11 protein-coding genes are annotated in these 20,438 nt (G+C 73.0%); 5 read left to right on the forward strand and 6 right to left on the reverse strand.

Translation table 11 applies throughout. From position 1 onward, the window contains the following. Positions 1–40 precede the first annotated feature (40 nt). Positions 41–1,210 (reverse strand): histidine kinase, encoded by a 1,170-nt coding sequence (locus tag EV372_RS22715; RefSeq protein WP_130397679.1) that lies wholly within the window; start codon positions 1,208–1,210, stop codon positions 41–43. Between the two features lie 317 nt (positions 1,211–1,527). Here EV372_RS22715 and EV372_RS22720 point away from each other — a divergent pair, with 317 nt between their 5' ends. Both EV372_RS22720 and EV372_RS22725 read left to right on the forward strand, forming a co-directional pair. Beyond that, positions 1,528–2,790 (forward strand): DUF418 domain-containing protein, encoded by a 1,263-nt coding sequence (locus EV372_RS22720; protein ID WP_130397680.1) that lies wholly within the window; start codon positions 1,528–1,530, stop codon positions 2,788–2,790. A 222-nt stretch (positions 2,791–3,012) separates the two neighbouring features. Next, complete coding sequence (locus EV372_RS22725) at positions 3,013–4,902, forward strand: alpha/beta hydrolase family protein (protein ID WP_130397681.1); 1,890 nt, start codon at positions 3,013–3,015, stop codon at positions 4,900–4,902. Positions 4,903–5,043: 141 nt separating this feature from the next. Here the strand turns inward: EV372_RS22725 and EV372_RS22730 are convergent, their stop codons facing one another. From EV372_RS22730 to EV372_RS22745, 4 genes are all read right to left on the reverse strand, one after another. Then, complete coding sequence (locus tag EV372_RS22730) at positions 5,044–5,286, reverse strand: PLD nuclease N-terminal domain-containing protein (RefSeq protein ID WP_130397682.1); 243 nt, start codon at positions 5,284–5,286, stop codon at positions 5,044–5,046. A 420-nt stretch (positions 5,287–5,706) separates the two neighbouring features. After that, positions 5,707–6,567 carry an SDR family oxidoreductase gene (locus EV372_RS22735; protein ID WP_197044294.1) on the reverse strand — a complete coding sequence of 287 codons (861 nt, stop codon included), beginning with the start codon at positions 6,565–6,567 and terminating at the stop codon, positions 5,707–5,709. After that, a complete protein-coding gene (locus tag EV372_RS22740) occupies positions 6,564–7,748 on the reverse strand; it encodes an FAD-dependent monooxygenase (protein WP_130397683.1) in 1,185 nt (394 codons plus the stop codon). The genes EV372_RS22735 and EV372_RS22740 overlap by 4 nt, the downstream gene beginning before the upstream one ends. A gap of 1 nt (position 7,749) precedes the next feature. Continuing rightward, entirely contained in the window at positions 7,750–14,970 is a 7,221-nt protein-coding gene (locus EV372_RS22745) for an amino acid adenylation domain-containing protein (RefSeq protein WP_130399062.1), read from the reverse strand. A 332-nt stretch (positions 14,971–15,302) separates the two neighbouring features. Here EV372_RS22745 and EV372_RS22750 point away from each other — a divergent pair, with 332 nt between their 5' ends. From EV372_RS22750 to EV372_RS29260, 3 genes are all read left to right on the forward strand, one after another. Then, positions 15,303–16,547: an MFS transporter gene (locus tag EV372_RS22750; protein WP_130397684.1), complete on the forward strand. Its 1,245-nt coding sequence runs from the start codon at positions 15,303–15,305 to the stop codon at positions 16,545–16,547. A 121-nt stretch (positions 16,548–16,668) separates the two neighbouring features. Next, positions 16,669–17,169, forward strand: a complete 501-nt coding sequence (locus tag EV372_RS22755) for a TetR/AcrR family transcriptional regulator (RefSeq protein ID WP_130399063.1) — start codon at positions 16,669–16,671, stop codon at positions 17,167–17,169. Between the two features lie 221 nt (positions 17,170–17,390). Beyond that, a complete protein-coding gene (locus EV372_RS29260) occupies positions 17,391–18,626 on the forward strand; it encodes a helix-turn-helix transcriptional regulator (RefSeq protein WP_197044295.1) in 1,236 nt (411 codons plus the stop codon). Here EV372_RS29260 and EV372_RS22765 read toward each other — a convergent pair. Further along, complete coding sequence (locus EV372_RS22765; RefSeq protein WP_130397685.1) at positions 18,570–20,342, reverse strand: aldehyde dehydrogenase family protein; 1,773 nt, start codon at positions 20,340–20,342, stop codon at positions 18,570–18,572. The two genes, EV372_RS29260 and EV372_RS22765, sit on opposite strands and share 57 nt — an antisense overlap. Positions 20,343–20,438: the final 96 nt, after the last annotated feature.

Genomic DNA, 20,438 nt, shown 5'->3' on the forward strand with positions numbered 1-20,438 from the left:
CGGCCCGGGGCGAAGCGCTCACCCCCGCGCGGTGCGCTCCTCAGGGGCGGTCCTCGCGCGCCGCCGAGAGCTGTGCGGTGGCCAGGTGCGGGAACTCCGCGGCGGTGGTGAACCGGTCCTGGTCGTGGTGGACGGTGAGTTCGCCGCCGCTGTCGGCCACGCGTTCGCGCAGGGTGGCCAGGCCGCGCAGCCGGGTGGGCGGTTCCTCGGCGGCGCCGTCGTTGACGATGGTGATGCCGGTCTCGGTCAGGGTGATGCGCACCCGGCTGGCCTGGGCGTGGCGCAGGATGTTGGTGGTGGTCTCGCGCAGCACCTGGCCCAGCAGCTCGCCCGCGCCCGGGGCCACCTCGGCGCGGCGGTCCACGCGCACGTCGATGTCGGCGGCCTCGAAGAGGTTCTTGGCGTTCTCCAGCTCCGCCGACAGGTTCAGGCGCCGCTGGGCGTGGGCCAGCTCCCGGGTCTGGGTGATGGTGTCACCCACCAGTGCCTGGATCTCGCCGAGTTCCTCCTCGGCGCGGTCGGGGTCGGCGCGCACCAGTTTGCGGGCCAGCGCGGTCTTGAGTTTGACCACGTGCAGGGTGTGGCCCTGGATGTCGTGCAGGTCGCTGGCGAAGCGCATGCGCTCCTGGGCCACGGCCAGTTCGGCCTCGCGCTCACGCGCCGCCGCCAACTCCGCGATGAGGCCGTGCATCGCGTGGACGAGGATCGTGAGGACGACCCCTCCCAGGGCGACGCCCGCCGAGGCGACCACGTACTGGAGCAGGAAGTCGACCACGCCCTCGCGCGACACCACCAGTTTCGCCGTGAGCCCGGCGGCGGCGAAGACGGCGATCCCCGCCACCGCCGCCCGCTGACGGCGCGGCAGGTCGAGGACGATGATGGTGGACACGATGGCGAACCCGTAGGCGGGCATGGAGACGTCCACCAGGAGCATGCCGAGCAGCCACAGGGCCGCGGTGACGGCCAGACCGGTGAACGTGGCCCGGGAGAGGCGCCCCACGTGCCACCGGCTGACGACCAGCAGGGTCACGGCCAGGCTCACACCCATCAGGAGCGCGTCCCGCCACGAGCTGGCGTTCACCGCCACCAGCAGCGCCCCGACGGCGGAGATCGCACCGGACATGAGGTCCACGTGGAGCTTGCGCAGCCGTCCCTGCGTCTCCTCGGTCTTCTCGGAAGTCAAACGTGTCCCTTCCAGGTTCGTGTCCACCGGCGCACGGTCCTTCGCCCCGTTCCCGGCGTCGGAGCGGCGGCGCCCGGGCGGAGCGCGGGCGGAGCGCGGGTGTGCCGCCCTCCCCGGACGCGGGCGAGGGTCGCGTCCGCGCCAGCGGGCGCCGGGCGCGCCCCCAGTATCCTTCCGGCTCCGCCGCACGCACCAGTGACACCGCGTCATGGCCTGGACCCGACAAACGTCACGGTCAGGTGGTGACGTGGTCCCACTGCCCCCGGAGCGCGACGACGGCTGCAATGGACACCAGTCCCCCGAACGCAGACCGATCGCCGCGAAGACCTCTGGAGCCCGTCACCATGACGACCGACCGTGCCGAAGGCCCATCCGCCGTCCCCGGCGGCGAGGACCCGCCCGCCGCCGACATCCGGACCCCGGCGCGTTCGACGCCGGTCGCCGAACGCGCCCTCGCCCCGGACCTCGCCCGAGGCATGATGCTGCTGCTGATCGCGCTGGCCCACGTGCCGTGGTTCCTGTACCAGGCGCCCACCGGCCTGGCCATGCTGCACCCGGTCGGCGGCACCCTCGCGGACAAGGTCGCGCAGTTCGTGACGATCGTCGTCGTGGACGCCCGGACGCACACGATGTTCGGCTTCCTCTTCGCCTACGGCATCGGGCAGATGTACCGCAGACAGAGGTCGCGCGGCACCAGCGAGAAGGACGCGCGCGGACTCCTGCGCAGGCGCCACCTGTGGATGCTCGCCTTCGGCGCGGTGCACGCCGCCCTGCTGTGGCAGGGCGACATCCTGGGGACCTACGGCCTGATCGGGCTCATCATGGTGCCGCTGTTCCTCAACCGCAGCGACCGCACCCTCAAGATCTGGTTGTCCGTCCTGCTGGCCCTGGGCGCCCTGGTCACCGCCGTCTCGGTGGCCTCGGTCCTGCTGGCGCCGGACGCGGTGTCCACGGCCGCGGCGACCGACATGCAAAGGGCCAGCATCGCCGAGACGAGCTACCTGCTCTCCACCGTGTTCCGCCTCCCGGCCTGGTTCTTCGGGCTCTTCTCCGGCCTGTTCACCCTGGCCCTGCCGACGGTGTTCCTGATCGGCCTGCTCGCGGCGCGGCACCGGTTCCTGGAGGACCCGGCGCGACACCTGGGGCTGCTGCGCCGGGTCGCGGTCCTGGGCATCGCCGTGGGGTGGGCCGCCGGAGCGGTGCTGGGCCTCCAGCACGTGGGCGTCCTGGACGCCGCCCACATCTCGGCGGTCGCCTCGGTGCACTTCTACACCGGGATCTTCACCGGGGTGGGCTACGCCGCGCTCTTCGGGCTCCTGGCGCACCGGCTCTCCGCCCGGGGGACCCGGCGGTCCCTACCGGTCCGGGCGCTGGTGTCCCTGGGGCGGCGCTCCCTGAGCGGCTACCTGGCCCAGTCGGTGGCCTTCGCCCCCTTCCTGGCCGCCTGGGGCCTGGGCCTGGGCGTGTACCTGTCCAGCTGGTCGGCGGCGCTGGTGGCCGTGGGCACCTGGCTGCTGACCGTCGCGGCGGCGTTCTGGCTCGACCGCGCGGGCAGGCGCGGACCGGCGGAGGTCCTGCTGCGGAGGCTGACCTACCGCAAGCCGTGACGCGGGGCCGTGGCGCGCTCCCGCGACGGGGCGGCGCCACCGCCCCGGCATGACGTTTCTGCCCCCTCCCGGCTCCTGACGCGGTGCCACCGGTGGCACTCCGGAGCCGGGAGAACACCGAAAGACGGATTCCAGCCGACGCCGCGGAGCCGCGGACGGACACGGGGGCACGGCCCTCCCGGTCCGCGGCCCCCGTCACCGAACACCAACGAAAGGGATGACATGGCACTGCCCGCGAGGATCCCGGTCGAGGACTTCTTCGGTTCGCCAGCGCGCGCCGGTGCGACGATCTCGCCGGACGGCACCCGGATCGCCTACCTGGCGCCGTGGAAGGACCGGCTCAACGTCTGGGTCCAGGACCTGGACCCGTCCGGGGGCTTGGACGGCGAGCCGCGCTGCGTGACCGCCGACGAGGCCCGCAGCGTGCAGAGCTACCAGTGGACCGACGACCCCCGCTGGCTGCTCTACCTCCAGGACAGCGGAGGCGACGAGAACTGGCACCTGTTCCGGGTCGATCTGGACGCGCCGGGTTCGGCGGCGGTGGACCTGACCCCCTTCCCCGGCGCCCGGGTGGTGGGCTTCGAGCCCTCCCGGGGACAGCCGGGGAGGATGACCGTGTCGCTCAACGCCCGCGACGCCGCCGAGTTCGACCTGCACGAGTTGGACGTGGCCACCGGCGAGCTCACCATGCTCGCCCGGAGCCCCGGCGCCACGGGGGTCTGGTTCCAGGGCCGCGAGGGTGAGCTGTTCACCAGCTCCCTCAACGCCGACGGCGACTTCGAGGTCTCCCGCCGCGACCCCGAAACGGGCGCCCTGCGCCCGGTCCTGGTCCACGAGGGCGCCGACTACCCGCTGGGCGTCTTCCCCGCGCAGGTCACCCCGGACGGGACCGGCATGTGGATCGGCTCCGCCAAGGGCACCGACCGCACCCGCCTGGTGCGCGTGGACCTGTCCACGGGTGAGGAGATCGAGGTGGACAGCCACCCGGACTTCGACATCGACACGCGCGCACAGGTCTTCCCCACCTTTCCCCCGCCGCTGATCCGGGACCGGAGGGGTGAGCTGCTGGGGGTGCGCTACATGGGTGAACGCCAGGTCGTCCACGCCCTGGGCCCGCACTTCGCCGAGGTGCTGGCCAACCTGGAGAAGCTGTCCGAGGGCGACCTGGCAGCGGTGTCCTGCGACGACAGCGGACAGCGGTGGGTCGTGGGCTTCACCCACGACCGGGACCCGGGCGCGACCTGGTTCTACGACCACTCCACCGGGGAGTCCCGGCTGTTGTTCCGCGCCCATCCGCACCTGGACCCCGACGCGATGGCCCCCATGCGGCCGGTCACCGTCACCGCGCGCGACGGGCTGGAACTGCCCTCGTACCTGACCCTGCCGGTGGGCGTGGAGCCCGAGAACCTGCCGATGGTGCTGATGGTGCACGGCGGTCCCTGGGCCCGGGACAACTGGGGGTTCAACGGTTCGGCGCAGCTGTTGGCCAACCGCGGCTACGCGGTGCTCCAGGTCAACTTCCGCGGCTCCGTCGGGTTCGGCAAGGCCCACATGAAGGCCGCCATCGGCGAGTTCGCCGGGAAGATGCACGACGACCTCATCGACGCCGTGGACTGGGCCGTCGCGCGGGGTTACGCCGACCCGGAACGGGTGGCGATCTTCGGCGGCTCCTACGGCGGCTACGCCGCCCTGGTCGGGGTCACCTTCACCCCCGACCGCTTCGCCGCCGCCGTCGACGTCGTCGGCATCTCCGACCTGGCCAACTTCATGCGCAACCAGCCGGCGTTCGTGCGGCCCGCGCTGGCCAACAACTGGTACCGCTACGTGGGCGACCCGGCCGTCCCCGAGCAGGAGGCCGACATGCTGGCCCGCTCACCGATCACCAGGGTGGACCGGATCACCGCGCCGCTGATGGTCGTCCAGGGGGCCAACGACGCCCGCGTGGTCAAGGCCGAGTCCGACAACATCGTCGCCGCGCTGCGCGGGCGCGGCGTGGACGTGGAGTACCTGGTCTTCGACGACGAGGGGCACGCCATCGTCAACCCGGAGAACCTGATCACCATGTTCGGCGCCATCGACCGCTTCCTCGCCCGCCACCTCGGCGGACGGTGAACCCGTGACCGGGTAAGGCCGCGCCCCCGGTGCCAGGGCAGGGGACCGGGGGGAGTGGAGGCCCGCCCCGGGCAAGGCCCGCGGTCGGCGGGGGACGCGTGTGCGTCGCGCCCTCCGCGTCCCGCCCGCCGGGGACCCTGATCAGTAGGGAACGCGGTTGCGCCCGACGAGGAACCACAGGATGGCCCCGATCAGGGGCGCGATACAGACGAAGATGAGCCAGACGACCTTCATCGCCCCGTCCACCCGCGACGTGAGGATGCTGAACACCGCCGCGATGATCAGCACGACCGCCACCAGGGACACCACCGCGACCCCGACCAGCAGCAGGATCGGGAACACGGTGGTGAGGAGGCCCGAGTCGTTCAGCGCCAGGAGTGACATGTGGTTCCCTTTCGAGGTCCGGGGTCGGGCGTCGTGTCCCCGACCGGCCGCGGTGGATCCGCGGACGGACGGGCTCCCGGAGGTCCGCCGGTGCGGGCCGACCGGGCGCCCCCGCGGGGACGAACACCACGCTAGGTGCGTGACCCGGGGAGAGGCATCCCTCTGGAGAACCCACCGTGTCGTCTCCTAAGGCGGCACGCCTCCGGGAGCGGCGTCGCTTTGGTCGGTGCGCCGACCGACTTTCGTCGGTGCCCTCCGGGCGGCCGGCTCCCGGAGCAGGTCGGACCCCTGCGGCTCCTCCGCCCCCCCGGGCCCCGGACAGACCAGCTGCCGCCCGCGCCCGCACCTCGTACGGGCGCGGGCGCGGGCGGCGGCCGGTGGAGCGCGCGGGGCCGCCGCGCCGCGGCGGCCCCGCGTCCGTCAGGGGGTGACGATCCCGGAGAAGTACCGGTCCAGCATCCGGTCGGGCAGGACCCGGGACATCGCGTTCACCAGCCGGGAGTCGGCCCCCACCCGGTAGCGCGTGCGCGGGTTCGCCTCGGTCAGGGCCCGCGCCACGGCACGGGCGAACTCCTCCGGCGTCGTGTCGCTGTCCACCGCCTGCCGGGCGTTGGCCTCAAGGAACCTCTCGAACGTGATCCTGTACAGCGCCGCCACCTCCGGGGGAGCGTCGCGCAGCGCACGAGAGCCCACGTCCGACACCTTGCCCCAGATGGGGGTCAGGATCGCCCCGGGCTGCACGACCGACACCCGCACACCGCTGGAGGCCACCTCGCGCCGCAGCGCGTCGCTCATCGCCTCCTTGGCGAACTGCGCGGCGGAGTAGGCGCCCATGTAGGGCACGGCGACCCTGCCCAGGCCGGAGGTGACGTTGACGACGCGCCCCCTCTGGCGGCGCAGCAGGGGCAGGTGGGCCCTGATCATCGCCAGCTGTCCCACCACGTTGGTCTCCAGCTGGTCGCGCATCCGCTCGGAGCTGACCGCCTCCAGGGGAGCCGAGACGCAGATCCCGGCGTTGTTCACCAGCCCCCACAGGCCGCCGAACTCGCGTTCGCAGAACCGTGCGCAGGAGGCCACGGACTCCTCGTCGGTGACGTCCACCCGCTGGTGGACGAGGCGGCCGTGCAGGGACTCGGCGACGAGCTTCTCGCCGTCCTCGTCCCGTCGCACCCCGGCGACCACGTGGAAGCCGCGGTCCTCCAGTTCCAGGGCGGCCTCCCGGCCCAGCCCGGAGGAGGCCCCCGTCACCACCACTGCCCGGGAGGAGGGATCGAAGGTCACTGGACCGGTCCTTTCACGGAGGAGACGGGGGAGGGGAAGGTGAGCGCCGGTTCGAGCTTGCCGACCAGGGACCGGTGGGACATGAACCGGAAGTAGGCGTCGCGCACCCTGCGCCGCACCGGCCCCTCGGACTGCTCGAAGTCGCTGATGGCGCGGGTCGCCTCCACGATGCCCCGGGTCCGCTCGCGGCGGGAGTCCTCGTAGGCGCGCAGCGCCGTGGGGACGTGGTCGGTCCCGCGCAGGCAGTGGGCCAGGACCACGGCGTCCTCCATCGCCATCGCCGAGCCCTGCCCCAGGCTGGTCAGCATCGGGTGCGCGGCGTCGCCGAGCAGGGTCACAGGACCGTGCCCCCACCGCTCCAGGAACGTGCGGTCCCGCGAGGGGACGGCGAGGATGTCCGCGGGCGGGGTGACCCGTACCGCCTCGCGCACCTCGTCCGGCCAGCCGGACAGGGCGCGCATCACCTCGGCCTTGTCGCCCGTCCAGTTGGCGGAGCGCTCGGCCGGCATGTTCTTGGTCGCCCACCAGTACAGGCGGCCGTGGCCGATGTCCACCAGACCGAACCGCTGCCCGTCGCCCCAGTAGTGCACCACCGACCCCGGAGCGAAGCGGGGGTGCTCGTAGTCGGTGATCCCCAGCCAGCAGATGTAGCCGCTGTCGTGGGCGGGCTCCGGTCCGGCGATCTGCGCGCGGACCACCGAGTGGAACCCGTCCGCGCCCACCAGCAGGTCGGCTTCGTCCGCGCTCCCGTCGGACAGGTGCAGGCGCACCCGCTCGCCCTCGGTCTCGAACCGTTCGGCGGCCCGGCCCAGCTCGATCGGGATGCCCGCCGCCTCCTCCGTCAGGGCGCGCAGCAGGTCGGCGCGGCTGATGCACACGCTGGGCACGCCCAGCCGCGCGATGATCTCGGGGAAGGGGAACTCCCGGATCAGCCGTCCCCGGGTGTCGCGGACGTGGTAGCTGTCCAGTGTCCTGCCGCGTTTGTCCAGCTGGAGGTCGATCCCCAGGAAGTCCAGGGCGGCCACGGCGTTGCTCATCACCGACAGTCCGGACCCGGACGCCCGGATCTCGGGCGCGCGCTCGTACACGCGCACGTCCACGCCGACCCTGCGCAGGGCGATCGCGGTGGTCAGGCCGCCGATCCCGGCGCCGACGACGATCGCGGTCCTTCTGGCTCCCATGTCAGTTCCCCCCGTCCGGCCGGGGGGACACCGCGTCCATGACGGCTCTTACGACTTCGGCCACGTGGGGCTCCTCCATGATCGTGAGGTGGTCACCGGGCACGTCGACGACCGTCAGACGCCCGGAGGTGTGGTAGCGCCACCCGTTGGCCGGGTCGGCGTGCATGCTCCCGATCGCCGAGTGCATCGACATCAGGACGTCGGGCAGCGGCTCCAGTGCGTGCACCAGCACCGCGTCCAGGTCGGTCCCCTCGGGCCGGTAGGCGAAGGCCGACCGCCAGTTCGCCTCGTACAGCCGGAACAGGCGGCGGACGATCGCGTCGGTGCTGCCGGGCGGCAGCACCCCCTCGTCCACGGCCAGGCGGGTGATGAAGTCGAACTTCTCGTCCAGCGTGGTCAGCTCGGAGGGGATCACCGCCTCAGGCGACTCGCCGCCGCGCTCCAGCCACAGCAACTCCCAGAAGAACCAGCCGATGAGGGCCTCGTCGTCGGTCCAGGGACGCCGCCCCGGGTTGAGCGCGGTGGTGTCGAGCAGGACCAGGGAGGCGACCTCCTGGCCCGCAGCGCGCAGCTGCCGGGCCATCTCGAAGGCGACGAACCCACCGAAGGACCACCCTCCGACGTGGTAGGGGCCCTCGGGCTGTACCCGACGGATCGCCTCCACGTACCCCCGGGCCATCTCCTCCACCCCGCGTACGGGCTCCGTGCCCGCGTCGGTCCCGGCGGCCTGGAGGGCGTAGAACGGCCTGCCCTCGGGCAGGTGCCGCGCGAACGGCACGTAGCAGAGCACGTTGCCGCCCATCGGATGGACGTAGAACAGCGGTGGCAGGTCGCCCCCGGGCCGGATCGGCACGAGGGGGTCGAACTCCCGGGTGACGGGCCCGCCGTCCTGCTCCGCTCCGATCCGCTCCGCCAGGGCGGCCACGGTCGGTGCCGAGACGAACTCCGACAGCGGCACGCTCACCCCGAACCTCTGCTCCATGAGCACCACGAGCCGCATCGCGGTGATCGAGGTGGCGCCCAGGTCGAACACGTCGTCGTGCACGCCCAGGCCGGACACGTCCAGCAGGTCGGTGAGCATCTCCGCCAGGGCGCTCTCGCGCGCGTCGCGCGGGGCCACCCTCGCGCCCGTGCCGCCCCGGGTCAGCGCGACGCCGCGCAGCGCGTCGTCGTCGCGCTTGCCGCTGGGGGTCAGCGGCATGGCCTCCACCCACTCCAGGTGGGAGGGCACCATGTACTCCGGCAGGGTCGAGCGAAGACGGCGGCGCAGCGCCTCCAGGTCCGAGCGTCCGGGGTCGCCGACCAGGAACGCGGCGAGGAAGGTGTCCTGCCCCTCGCGCCTGCGCGCGACCACGGCGACCTCGCGCAGGTCGGCCAGGCCCGTCCCGGCCGCCTCGCCGATCGCCAGCTCGACCTCGGCGGGTTCGACGCGGAACCCGCGCACCTTCACCTGCCGGTCCGAGCGGCCCAGGCACACCACGTCGCCTCCGGGCAGGACCATGCCGACGTCGCCGGTGCGGTAGAGGCGCTGGCCGTCCACGGTCGTGAAACGCTCCCCGGTCAGGTCGGGGCGGCCCACGTAGCCGTCGGCCAGGCACACCCCGCCCAGGTGGATCTCACCCCTGCCACCGACGGGGACCGGCCGACCGCGCCCGTCCAGGACCAGCACCCGGGCGCCGTCGATCGCCCCGCCGATGGGCGGGAGGGAGGGGAAGTCCGACGGATCGCCCGTCATGGTGTGGACGGTCACCACGTGGCTCTCCGTCGGACCGTACTGGTTCTCCAGCAGGACGCCGTCCAGCGCGGCGCAGAGGCGGCGGATCTCGTCGGTCACGCGCAGCTGCTCGCCGGAGGAGGCCAGGACCCGCAGGCGCCGGGGCACGATCCCCAGGCCGTCGGCGGCCTCGGCCAGGCGTTGCAGCGCCACGTAGGGCAGGAACACCCGTTCCACGCCCTCACGGTCCATCAGGCGCAGCAGCTCGGGGATGTCCCGGCGCAGCTCCTCGGTGACCAGCACCAGGGCGCCGCCTCCGCACAGCGTGGAGTACACCTCCTGGAACGACACGTCGAAGCTGCTCGGCGCGTACTGGAGGGTGCGCCCGCCCACGGCGCCGCTGGGCCGTGAGTTCTGCCAGGCGACCAGGTTGGCCAGGGAGCGGTGGGGCATGGACACGCCCTTGGGCAGGCCGGTGGAGCCGGAGGTGAAGAGCACGTACGCCTCGTCCTCCGGGGAGATCCGGGGCAGTTCCGCGGCCCTTGCGGCCCCGGCGGGAAGGGTGCCGTCGAACAGGGACTCGGCCGTCAGCAGGCGTTCGCCGTCCTCCACCAGGTGCGCGTGGTGCTCGTGGGCGATGATCCGGGCCGGTTCGGCCAGGTCCACCATGGACCGCAGCCGCCGCACGGGATAGGAGGTGTCCAGGGGGACCACCGACGCACCGGCCCGGGCGATGCCCACCAGCGCGGCGACGGCCTCGGGGGAGCGGTCCATGGCCACGCCCACCCGGTCGCGAGGCCGTACGCCCACCCCCAGCAGGGCGCGGGCCACGTGCGCCGACCGCTCCTCCAGCTCGGCGTAGGTCCAGGAGCGGTCGCCGAACACCAGTGCCGTGTCCTCCGGGCTCCGCCGCGCCTGCTCCTCGAAGGCGCTCGCCACGTCCCGCGAGGCGGCGGCCGTCGGCGCGGGGGAGGCGGGGCCGGCCAGCCGCGCCGGGTCCACCGGGCCGTCCGGGTGCTCGGTCAGCAGCCCCAGCACCCGCACGAGGGTGTTGGCGTACAGGTCGCCCTGGGCGGGCGTGAAGCGGCGGCCGGACAGGTCCAGGCGCAGGGTGATGCCGCCGTCGACGGGGTCGACCATGGCGTTGAGCAGCAGCGCGAAGTTGGTCTCCTCCCACGCCTCGAAACCCCGGTCCTCCACCTCGGGCAGTGCGAACACCGGCCCCAGCTGGCGGAAGTGGATGAAGTTGAACGCGGTGTCCACCAGGGAACCGCCGCCCAGGTCCTCCTGGATGGTCGCCAGCGGCACCCGGCGGTGGGGGTGGCCCTCGCGCTCGCGCTCCACGACCTCGCGCACGGTGTCGAACCAGGTCCGGGGCTCGGCGGACACGCGCACGGGCACGGTGTTGAGGAACAGGCCGCAGACGCGGTCACCGTCCTCGACCTCGGGCCTGCCGTGGGTGACCAGGCCGGTGGTCAGGTCGTTCTGGCCGGAGAGGAGGCGAAGGGCGGTCACGTGGGCGGCGAAGAGCACCGACTTCAGGGGCACCCCGCGCTCCCGCGCCAGCGCGCCGACCCCCGAGACCAGCGGCTCGGGCAGGGCCACCCGGCGCGCGACGACCGGTGCGGCGTCCGGGACGGGCCGCTCGTGGGGGACGAAGCCCTCCAACAGGGGAGGGGCGGCGCCCTCCAGCGCGCGGCGCCAGTAGGCCCGGGACTCCTGCGACTCCGTGGCGGCGCGCTCGTCGGCCACGTGCAGGGCGGGGGAGGGCAGTGGGGTCTCGGGCACGGGCCCGACGTTCAGGCCCAGGGAGTGCAGGTGGTCCTGGAGCAGTTCGCTGACCAGGTTGGCCACGCTGCCTCCGTCCAGGATCGCGTGGTGGAAGCTCAGCACCAGCTCCACCGAGTCGGGCAGCACGAAGAACCGGAAGTGGTGCAGCGGGGCGCGCTCGAACGCGTAGGGGTGCACCCTGCGCTCGCGCATGTGGGCGACGACGGCCTCCTCGGCCCTCTCGGCGGGCTCTCCGCGCAGGTCGGCGACCGAGAGCGCGCCGTCCACGGTGCGCTCCACCAGCTGGAGGGGCTCGGAGTACCCGGCCAGGGCGAAAGAGGACCGCAGCACGGGGTGGCGGGCCAGGAGGCGGTCGAAGGCCGCCCGCATGGCCGACTCGTCCCAGGGGAGCGCGAGGCTGTAGCGGAACACGTCCTTGTAGACGGCGCTGTCCTCGTGCTCGCGGGAGTGGTAGAGCAGACCGAGCTGAAGCCGGGTCAGGGGGTAGGCGTCCTCCCTCCCCTCCAACCGGGCCCGGTCCATGCGCGAGACGAGCGCGAACGGGGCGAGGCCGCTTTCCCGGCCGCGGGCGTCGGCCTCCACCCGGGTGGCGACGGACGCCAGGCCCGCCACGGTCGGGTTGGCCACGAGGTCGGACAGGGAGAAGCCGACTCCGGCGCGCTCGGCCAGGGCGCGCACCCGCAGCATGGTGATCGAGTCCCCGCCCAGGGCGTAGTAGTCGTCGTGCACGCCGACCCGCCGCACGCCCAGGGCCTCGGCCCACACGCGGGACAGGACCCTCTCGGTGCCGCTTCCGGGGGCGTCGCCCCCGGAGCGGTCACCGGGCAGCTCGGGCGGGGGCAGGGCCCGGCGGTCGGTCTTGCCGTTGGGGGAGAGCGGGATCCGCTCCAGGCGCACGAACAGCGAGGGGAGCATGTAGTCGGGCAGGGAGCGGGAGAGGAGGTCGCGCAGCTCGGCGGGGGCGAACTCCCTCGGGCCCGCGTAGTAGGCCACGAGCAGGGCGTCCCTGCCCTCGGGGCGGTGGTCCACGACGGCGGCCTCGCGGACGCCCTCCACGCAGACCAGGGCGTTCTCCACCTCGCCCAGTTCCACGCGGTTGCCGCGGATCTTCACCTGTCCGTCGATGCGGCCGAGGTACTCGATGGTGCCGTCGGCGAGCAGGCGCGCCAGGTCACCGGTGCGGTACAGGCGTCCGCCGGGGTTGAAGGGGTCCTTGAGGAACCGCTCCCGGGTCAGCTCGGGTCGGCCCAGGTAGCCGCGGGCCACCTGGACACCGCCGATGTGCAGTTCTCCGGGCGCTCCGACCGGCTGCGGGCCCCCGTGCTCGCCCAGCACGTAGAGGGTGGTGTTCTCCACCGGGCGGCCGATCGGCACCCGGGTGACGGGCCCCTCCTCGGCGGCCAGGTCGTGGTAGCTGACGTCCACGGCGGCCTCGGTCGGGCCGTACAGGTTGACGAGCAGGGGTGAGTGCGCGCCCCCGGCCGGGCCGAACACCCGGTGGAAGCGCCGGACCCGCTCCGCGGGCAGGGCCTCCCCGCTGCAGAAGACGTACCGCAGCGAGTCCAGGCCGACGCGCAGGTCGGGCTCGTCCTCCAGCAGGTCCAGGAACGGGCCGAGCATCGAGGGGACGAAGTGCACCGCCGTGACCCGGTGGCGGCGCACGGCCCGCGCGATCTCGCGGGGGTCCTTCTCCGCGCCGGGCGGCAGCATGGCCACCCGCGCCCCCTGGGCGCCCCACCAGAACAGCTCCCAGACCGAGACGTCGAAGGAGGTCGGGGTCTTCTGCAGGAGGGTGTCGCCCGGGCCGATCGGGTACCGGCGCTGCATCCAGGTCAGGCGGTTGACCACGGAGTGGTGCTCGACCATGACGCCCTTGGGACGGCCGGTGGAGCCGGACGTGTAGATGACGTAGGCGAGGTCCCCCGAGCCCGACACGGGGGTGAGCGGGGCGTCCGCGCCGTTGAGCAGGTCGCCGATCCGGTGGACCGGGGCGGCGCCGGGCGCTGATACCTGCACGCCCTCGCTGGTCAGGACGGCCTTGGCCCCGCTCTCGTCGAGCAGCATGCGCACGCGGGCCTCGGGGTGCCCGGGGTCCACGGGCACGTAGGCGCCCCCCGCCCGGAGCACGCCCAGGAGCGCGGGCATCAGTTCGGGGCCGCGCTCGGCCACCACCGCGACGCGGTCGTCGGTCCCCACGCCCTCGGCGCGCAGGGCGCGCGCCACCTGGTTGGCCGCCCGGTCGAGTTCGGCGTAGGACGTCACCGCGCCCGAGGCGTCGTCGACCACGGCGGTGAGTTCGGGCGTGCGCTCGGCCTGCTCGGCGAAGAGCCCGTGCAGGGTCTTCTCGCTGGGGTAGCGGGCGGTCTCGCCCTGGCGCAGGCGCACGACCTCCTCGTACTCCGCCGGGGTGAGCATGGACAGGCCGGAGAGGGGAAGCTCACGCAGGTCCAGCCCCTTGCGGACGAGTTCGCGGACGTGTCCGGCCAGCGCCTCCGCGCTGAGGTCCCCGTCGAAGACGTCCAGAGCGAAGTCCAGGTCGATCCTCAGGTCGTCCTCGTCCTCGAAGGCGTGGACCATGACCGACAGCGCGTTCTCCTCGTGCACCGGGGCCATGATCGTGGTGTCGCGGCGCACCGCGGGCAGGGCCGGGGGGCGCGGGTAGCGCATGTAGGAGACGGTGACGTCGAACAGGCGCCGGGCGCCTCCGCCCCGGGCCGGGGCCTGGCGCAGGATGTCGCCGAAGGGCAGCCGCTCGTGGCCGCGCAGCTCACGCAGGTCGTCGCGCACCCTGGCGGACAGGTCGAACAGGGACTCGCCCTCCTCGACGCGGACGCGCAGGGGCAGGTTGTTGGCGAACTGGCCGACGATCTCCCGCTCCTCCTCGGTGGGGCGGTTCAGGAAGGGCACGCCGAGGATCACGTCGGAGGAGCGGTGCACACGGGCCAGGGCCACCGAGAGCGCCGAGGCCAGGTAGGCGAAGGGCGAACCCCCGGCCTCCAGGACGCGGCCGACCGTCTTTCCGTCGATGGTGAACGAATGGCGGCCCCTGCGGGAGAGCCCGGCGGACGTACGGGGGAACAGCGCGGGGGAAACGCCGTCGAGGTAATTCCTGTAGAACTCCCGGTCGCTGTCCTGGGCAGGGGGCGCATGTCCGGTTCCTGAATTGGCCAGTGTCCCGGAGAAAGATGTGCCCTTTCGTTCGGGAGGGGCGGCGCCGGTCAGCGCGGAGCGGTACTCCTCCACTATCTCCAGCGTGACGGAGTTCAGGGACCAGGCGTCGGTGATGATGTGGTGCGCCTTGACGACGAGGTGGACGAGGTCCTCGCGTTCCACGACCAGGGCCGCCCGGACCAGCGGGCCCACGCGCGGGTCCAGGGGGCGGTACAGGGCGTCGCGCAACCAGTCGCGAAAGGCCCGCCCGGCCTGGCCGCTCTCCGTTAAGTCCACCTGCTCGATCAGCTCTGACCAGGCGAAAAGGTGCTCCTCGGCGAGTTCGGCCCAAGGCGTGGCGTCGGCGTCCTCGCGGAGGCGGAGCCGGAAGGCGTCGTGGCGCCCCAGGGTGCGGGCCACGCAGTCGCCCAGCAGCGCGCGGTCGACGCGCCCCTCCAGCCGTTCGTGGATGACGACGTTGAACTGGGGGCTTTCCGGAAACCGTGACTCAGCTGCCCAGATGTCACTCTGATACTCGTTCAGGGGGTGCCCGGAGTTATTCATCATCGTGTTCACGTCTCGTTTCCAATATTTTGCTTCGTGATCCTTGGCATTGCTTCGGGGGTGGCCATTTCCGGTGGTCCGGGGGCGGCGCGGCTAAACCAGTTTCAGGCTAGTTCTCGCAAACTCGGGAGGCGACTGCGAAATCAGGTAGGAATTCGACCGAACGGGTAGTCGGGCGCTCCCGGCGTCCGCGGACGCGGGGTGAGCGGTTGTGTGTCGTTCGTCACTTTGGCTTGCGCGCGGGTGGCGTCGGGTAGAAATTGGGACGGGCGTCCCAGTTTTTTGGCGGGGCGTTCCCGTCACGAACCCCCTACACGCGGAAGGACCCCTGCGCCATGCCCAATCCGTACGCGCAGATCTTCGCGGTGCGTGGAGCCAAGGGCTTCACCGCCGCCGGAATCATCGGGCGCATGCCCGTGGCCATGACCAACATCGGCATCATCACGATGCTGTCCACCACCCACGGCAGCTACGCCCTGGCGGGCGCGGTGGCCGCCACCTTCACCCTGTCCATGGCGCTGATCACCCCGCAGGTCTCGCGTCTGGCCGACCGCTACGGCCAGCGCCGCGTGCTGCCCCCCGCGGCCGCCGTCAGCGTCGCCTCCCTGCTCCTGATGCTGCTGTGCGTGCAGTTCGACGCGCCGTACTGGACCCTCTTCGCGTTCGCGGTCCCCGCCGGGACTATGCCGAACATGTCCGCGATGTCCCGCGCGCGCTGGACCGAGCTGCTGCGCGGCTCGCCCCGGCTGCACACCGCCTACTCCTTCGAGTCCGTGGCCGACGAACTCACCTTCATCACCGGCCCGGCGCTGTCGGTGGTGCTGAGCACCATGGCCTTCGCCCAGGCCGGTCCGCTGGCCGCGGCCGCCTTCCTGGCCCTGGGCGTCACCCTGTTCGTGGCCCAGCGCGGTACGGAGCCGCCGCTCCAGGCCCCCGTGGCGCCCGGGACCAAGGGCGCGGGCGCGCTCAGCGGCTCCCTCCTGGTCCTGGTGCTGACCCTGCTCGCGGGGGGCGTCATCGTCGGCTCGGTCGACGTGGTCGCGGTGGCCTTCGCCGAGTCGCTCGGCGTGACCAGCGCCACCGGCGTCGTGCTGTCGGCCTACGCGCTCGGGTCGGCGATCTCCGGACTGACCTTCGGGGTGCTCAACCTGCCCTGGCGGCTCCACACGATGCTGATCGTGGCCGTGGCCGGCACGTTCGTGACCACCCTCCCCTTCCTGGTGGTCGGTAGCATCTGGACCCTGTCCGTGGCCGTGTTCTTCGCGGGGATCTTCTTCGCTCCCACGATGATCCTGGTGATGACGCTGATCGAGCGGACCGTCCCGCCGTCCAAGCTGACGGAGGGCATGACCTGGGCCCTGACCGGCCTGACCATCGGTACCGCGATCGGCACCTTCTCCTCGGGTCTGGCGGTGGAGGAGAGCGGCACCACGGGCGGCTTCCTCGTCGCGGTCGCGGCCGGCGCCCTCGCCCTGGTCCTGACCCTGGTGTTCGCCCCCCTCCTGGCCCGGGCCCAGGCGAGGGCCGAGCTGGCGCAGGAGGAACAGGCCGCGGAGGAGGCGGCCGGCACCGCCGGGTGAACGCCCCCGGGGGCCCGCGCCGACCTCCGCCCCGCGGCACCACCCGACCCGAACCGGAGGAGAAGCGTTGAAACAGTCGGACGGACGCCGCCTGAAGGGCGAGCAGCGCCGCCAAGCCCTGATCGAGGCCACCCTGCGCGTCATCGAACGCGACGGGGTCGCCGGGGTCAGCCACCGCACGGTCTCCCAGGAGGCGGGGGTGCCCACCTCCGCCACCACCTACTACTTCACCGGCCTGGGCGACCTGCTGACCGCGGCCCTGACCAGTGTGATGGACGAGGACTCCGAGCGGATGCGCCGCATGTCCTCGGGGGGCGACCGCCGACGCGACCTGGCCGAGCTGCTGTCCAAGGTCGTCTCCGACCCGGGCCGCCTGCTGGCCGAGTACGAGCTGTTCCTGCTGGCCGCCCGCCAGCCCCACCTGCGTGAGGCCACGGACCGCTGGCTGGCCGCGGTCTCGGCCTTCGCGCGGTGCTACACCGACGACCCCGTGCGGGTGCGCAACGTGGCGGCGGTCATCGACGGCATCCTCCTGCACACCCTGCTGAGCGACCACAAACCCGACGCCGACGAATTCGCGGCCCTGCTGGAGGACGTCCTTCCGCACGCGCCCCGGACCTGAGGCGTACCGCCCCCGACAACCCGCCGCGGCCCTCCCCTTCGGGGGAGGCCGCACCTATTGACCCGCCTCGGTCCTCCCCTTCGGGGGAGGCCGTCTTATGATCCGCCTCGGCCCCTCCTTCGGGGGAGGCTGCTCCGCCACGACGACACGAGCCCCTGCCCCGGTCCGTGTCACCGAACCCACCACGGCAGTGTGAACACGTCGACAGGAGACCAGTCGTGATGAACGCAGTCAGCGGCCCGCCCGTCGCGCCCACCGGGAGCGGGCGCCCTCTGCGCGGCCGTGACCGGGAGCTGGCCGGGTTCGCCGGCGTCCTCGAACACCTACCGGGACGGTGCGGCACCCTCGTCCACGTGGAGGGGGCCGTCGGCTCGGGCCGCACACGGTTCCTCCAGGAGTGCATCGACCTCGCCAGGGAGCGAGGCTACCGCGTCAACCCCGCGGGCCCCCTGAGCGGACTCGTACACGGGCGCGGTCCCGACGTCCCGGCGGAGCGCTACCTGATCGTGGTCGACGACGCCGACCGCCTGAGCGATCTGGAGCTGCGCAACCTCGCGCTGTTATGGGAGCAGAGCGGGTGGGGGAGCGTGTGGCTGGTGGCCCGCCGCCCCGGCGCCGGGACGCGCCGCCTCCACTCGCGCCTGTCCACGCCCAGCCGCGAGACGGTGCGCATCGCCCTGGGAGCGCTCGCGCCGGACGAGGTCCACTGGCTGTGCCGCGACATCCTGGGCGCCAGCCCCTGCCCCGAGCTGGTCCGCCTGGTGAGACAGGCCGAGGGCAACCCCCAGCTGGTGGTCGAACTCCTCCACGGCCTGCTGGAGGAGCGTTCGGTACTGGTCGACGGCCCCTGGGGGCGCCTGGTCGCCGACCAGCTGCCCCGGCGGCTCCACCACTGGGCCGAGGCCGTGCTGGACGAGTGCTCCGCCGAGTGCAGGCAGTTCCTCAGGGTCCGGGCCGTGCTGGACGACGGGGTGACCCTGGACCGGTTCCTGGCGTTCCTGGGGATGCGCCCGGCCGAACTCCTGCCGCTCATCGAGGAGGCGCGCTGGGTGGGCCTGCTCAGGCCCGGGCCCGACCTCGGCTTCTCCAGCCCCCTGGTGCGGCGGGTGATCTCCTCCATGGTCCCGGAGGACTTCCGGCTGGTCATGCGTCGGGATTCCCACACCCCCGAACCCGCGGCGCCGCCTTCGGGCGTGTCCGCGCTCCGGCCCGGCCCGCGCGCGGACCGGGCACCGGAGCGCGATCCGCGACGGGCCCGACCCCTCACCGATCAGGAGCGCACCATCGTCGAACTGGTCGCCGAGGGGTTGACCAACCGCCAGGTCGCCCGCCGCCTGACCATCTCACCCAACACCGTCAACTACCACCTCAAGAAGCTCTTCCGGGTCTACGGCGTGGGCTCACGCATGGAACTCCTGCACACCCTGCGCCGACACGAGCCGGTCGGCTTCGGCTGATCCCGCGGAGCGCCGCACCCCTACCACCGCGAACCTGGCCGCGGCGAACGCCCCCCGCGAACCGCCGAAGTTGCACGCCGGGTTGAGCCCGCTGCCGTGCAGGTCGGAGAAGACCGACGACTGGGTCATGAGCCAGCCGCCCGTGAGATTGATCGACACCCCCACCCCGCACGCACGGGCCGCGGCCTCGGCCCCCCGTCGCACCTCCTCGCGGGTGGTGTGCACGCCCAGAGCCAGGGAACCGCTGGTCAGCGCGATGTCCTGGACGGACTCCAGGGCCGCCCGCGCCGAGGGGACGGGGACGACGAAGGAGACCGGCGCCGGGTGCTCCCGGTACAGCCGGGGTGAGCCCGGTGCGGCGAGCACGGCCACGGGGGGTCGTACCACGGCCCCCCGGTGGCCGGGGTGGACGACCTCCGGGCCGGTGAACAGCACCTCGCCCATCCTTCCGGAGGCAGCCTCCTCCCACACCCGCGCGGCCTCGGCGTCGGGCAGGGCGCCCAGCAGTTCGGCGGACTCCTCCCCCCGGCTGAGCAGGGCGTCGACACGCGCGCCCAGGTCGGCGACGAGGTCGGACAGGCTCTTGTGCCCCTCGTCGGTGTCCACCCCCCGCTCGGGGACGAACAGGTTCTGCGGCGCGGTGCACAGCCGCCCGCTGTACAGGGCCAGGGTGAAGGCCAGGTTGGCGACCATGCCCCGGTAGTCCCCGGTGGAGTCGACCAGGACGGAGTTGACCGCGCCGCCGTTGGCCAGGACGGTCGCGCCCGGAGCGGCGTTCTCCTCCAACCAGGTCCCGAAGGACGAGGAACCCGTGTAGTCGACCACGCCCACCCCGGGCCCGTGGGCCAGGTCGCGGGCCAAGCCCTCGCCCGGCAGCTCCGGTGCCAGGCAGACGGTGTCGGGGCACAGGCCGTACTCGTCCAGGACCTCGCGTGCGACGCGCACGGTCAGCGCCAGGGGAAGCACCGCCTCCGGATGCGGCTTGACGAGCACGGCGCTGCCCGCGGCCAGGGAGGCGAACAGGCCGGGGTAGGCGCTCCAGGTCGGCACCACCCGCCCGGCCACCACCAGCCCCACCCCGCGGGGGACCACGGAGAACTCCTTGACCAGGACCTCCTCCCCGGTCGGGGTCGGCTTGCGCCACACGACCCGCTCCGGCAGCCGCGTCTGCTCCGCCAGGACCAGCGCCACCGCCTCCAGGCCGCGGTCCTGGGCGTGGGCGGCCCCGGCGTGGAAGGCCATGAGCTCCCCCTGCCCGCTGGTGTGCGCCGAGGCCAGCGCGAACTCGTGGGACCGGGCGTTGATCCGGGCCAGGATCTCCGCGCACACCGCCGCCCGCGACCACGGCGACAGCGCGGCCCAGGGCCGCGCCGCCTCCGTCATGGCGGGCAGGAGCACGTCGGGGCGGACGTGGGGGTAGGAGATCCGCAGGGGGAAACCGAACGGGGACGTCTCGCCGCCGGCTCCCGGGTCCGGTCCGACACGGCCGTCCTCGCCGGGCTGGCCCAGCTCGAAGTGTCCGCCGAGCAGTTCGCGGAAGGCGGTCCGGCCCCTCTCCGCCGCGCCGGGGCCGTAGGAGTCGCGGTCCTCCCCGTAGGCGGCCCAGTACAGCCGGGTGGAGACGGCGGACAGCGCCGCGCGCAGGAGGCCGTCGTGTCGGTCGCGGAGCCCGCGAAGGCCGTGGTGCGACGTACTTGCGGTGGCGGTCTCGGACATGGGCTCTCACTTCGGGGCGGGGAGGAAGGGGGGTGTGCGCGGCCGGTGCACCCGATGCTAGGGCCGTGCGCGGGGGCGGTCCACTACCCGTACTGG

This window comes from Nocardiopsis sp. CNZ308, assembly GCF_004217075.1.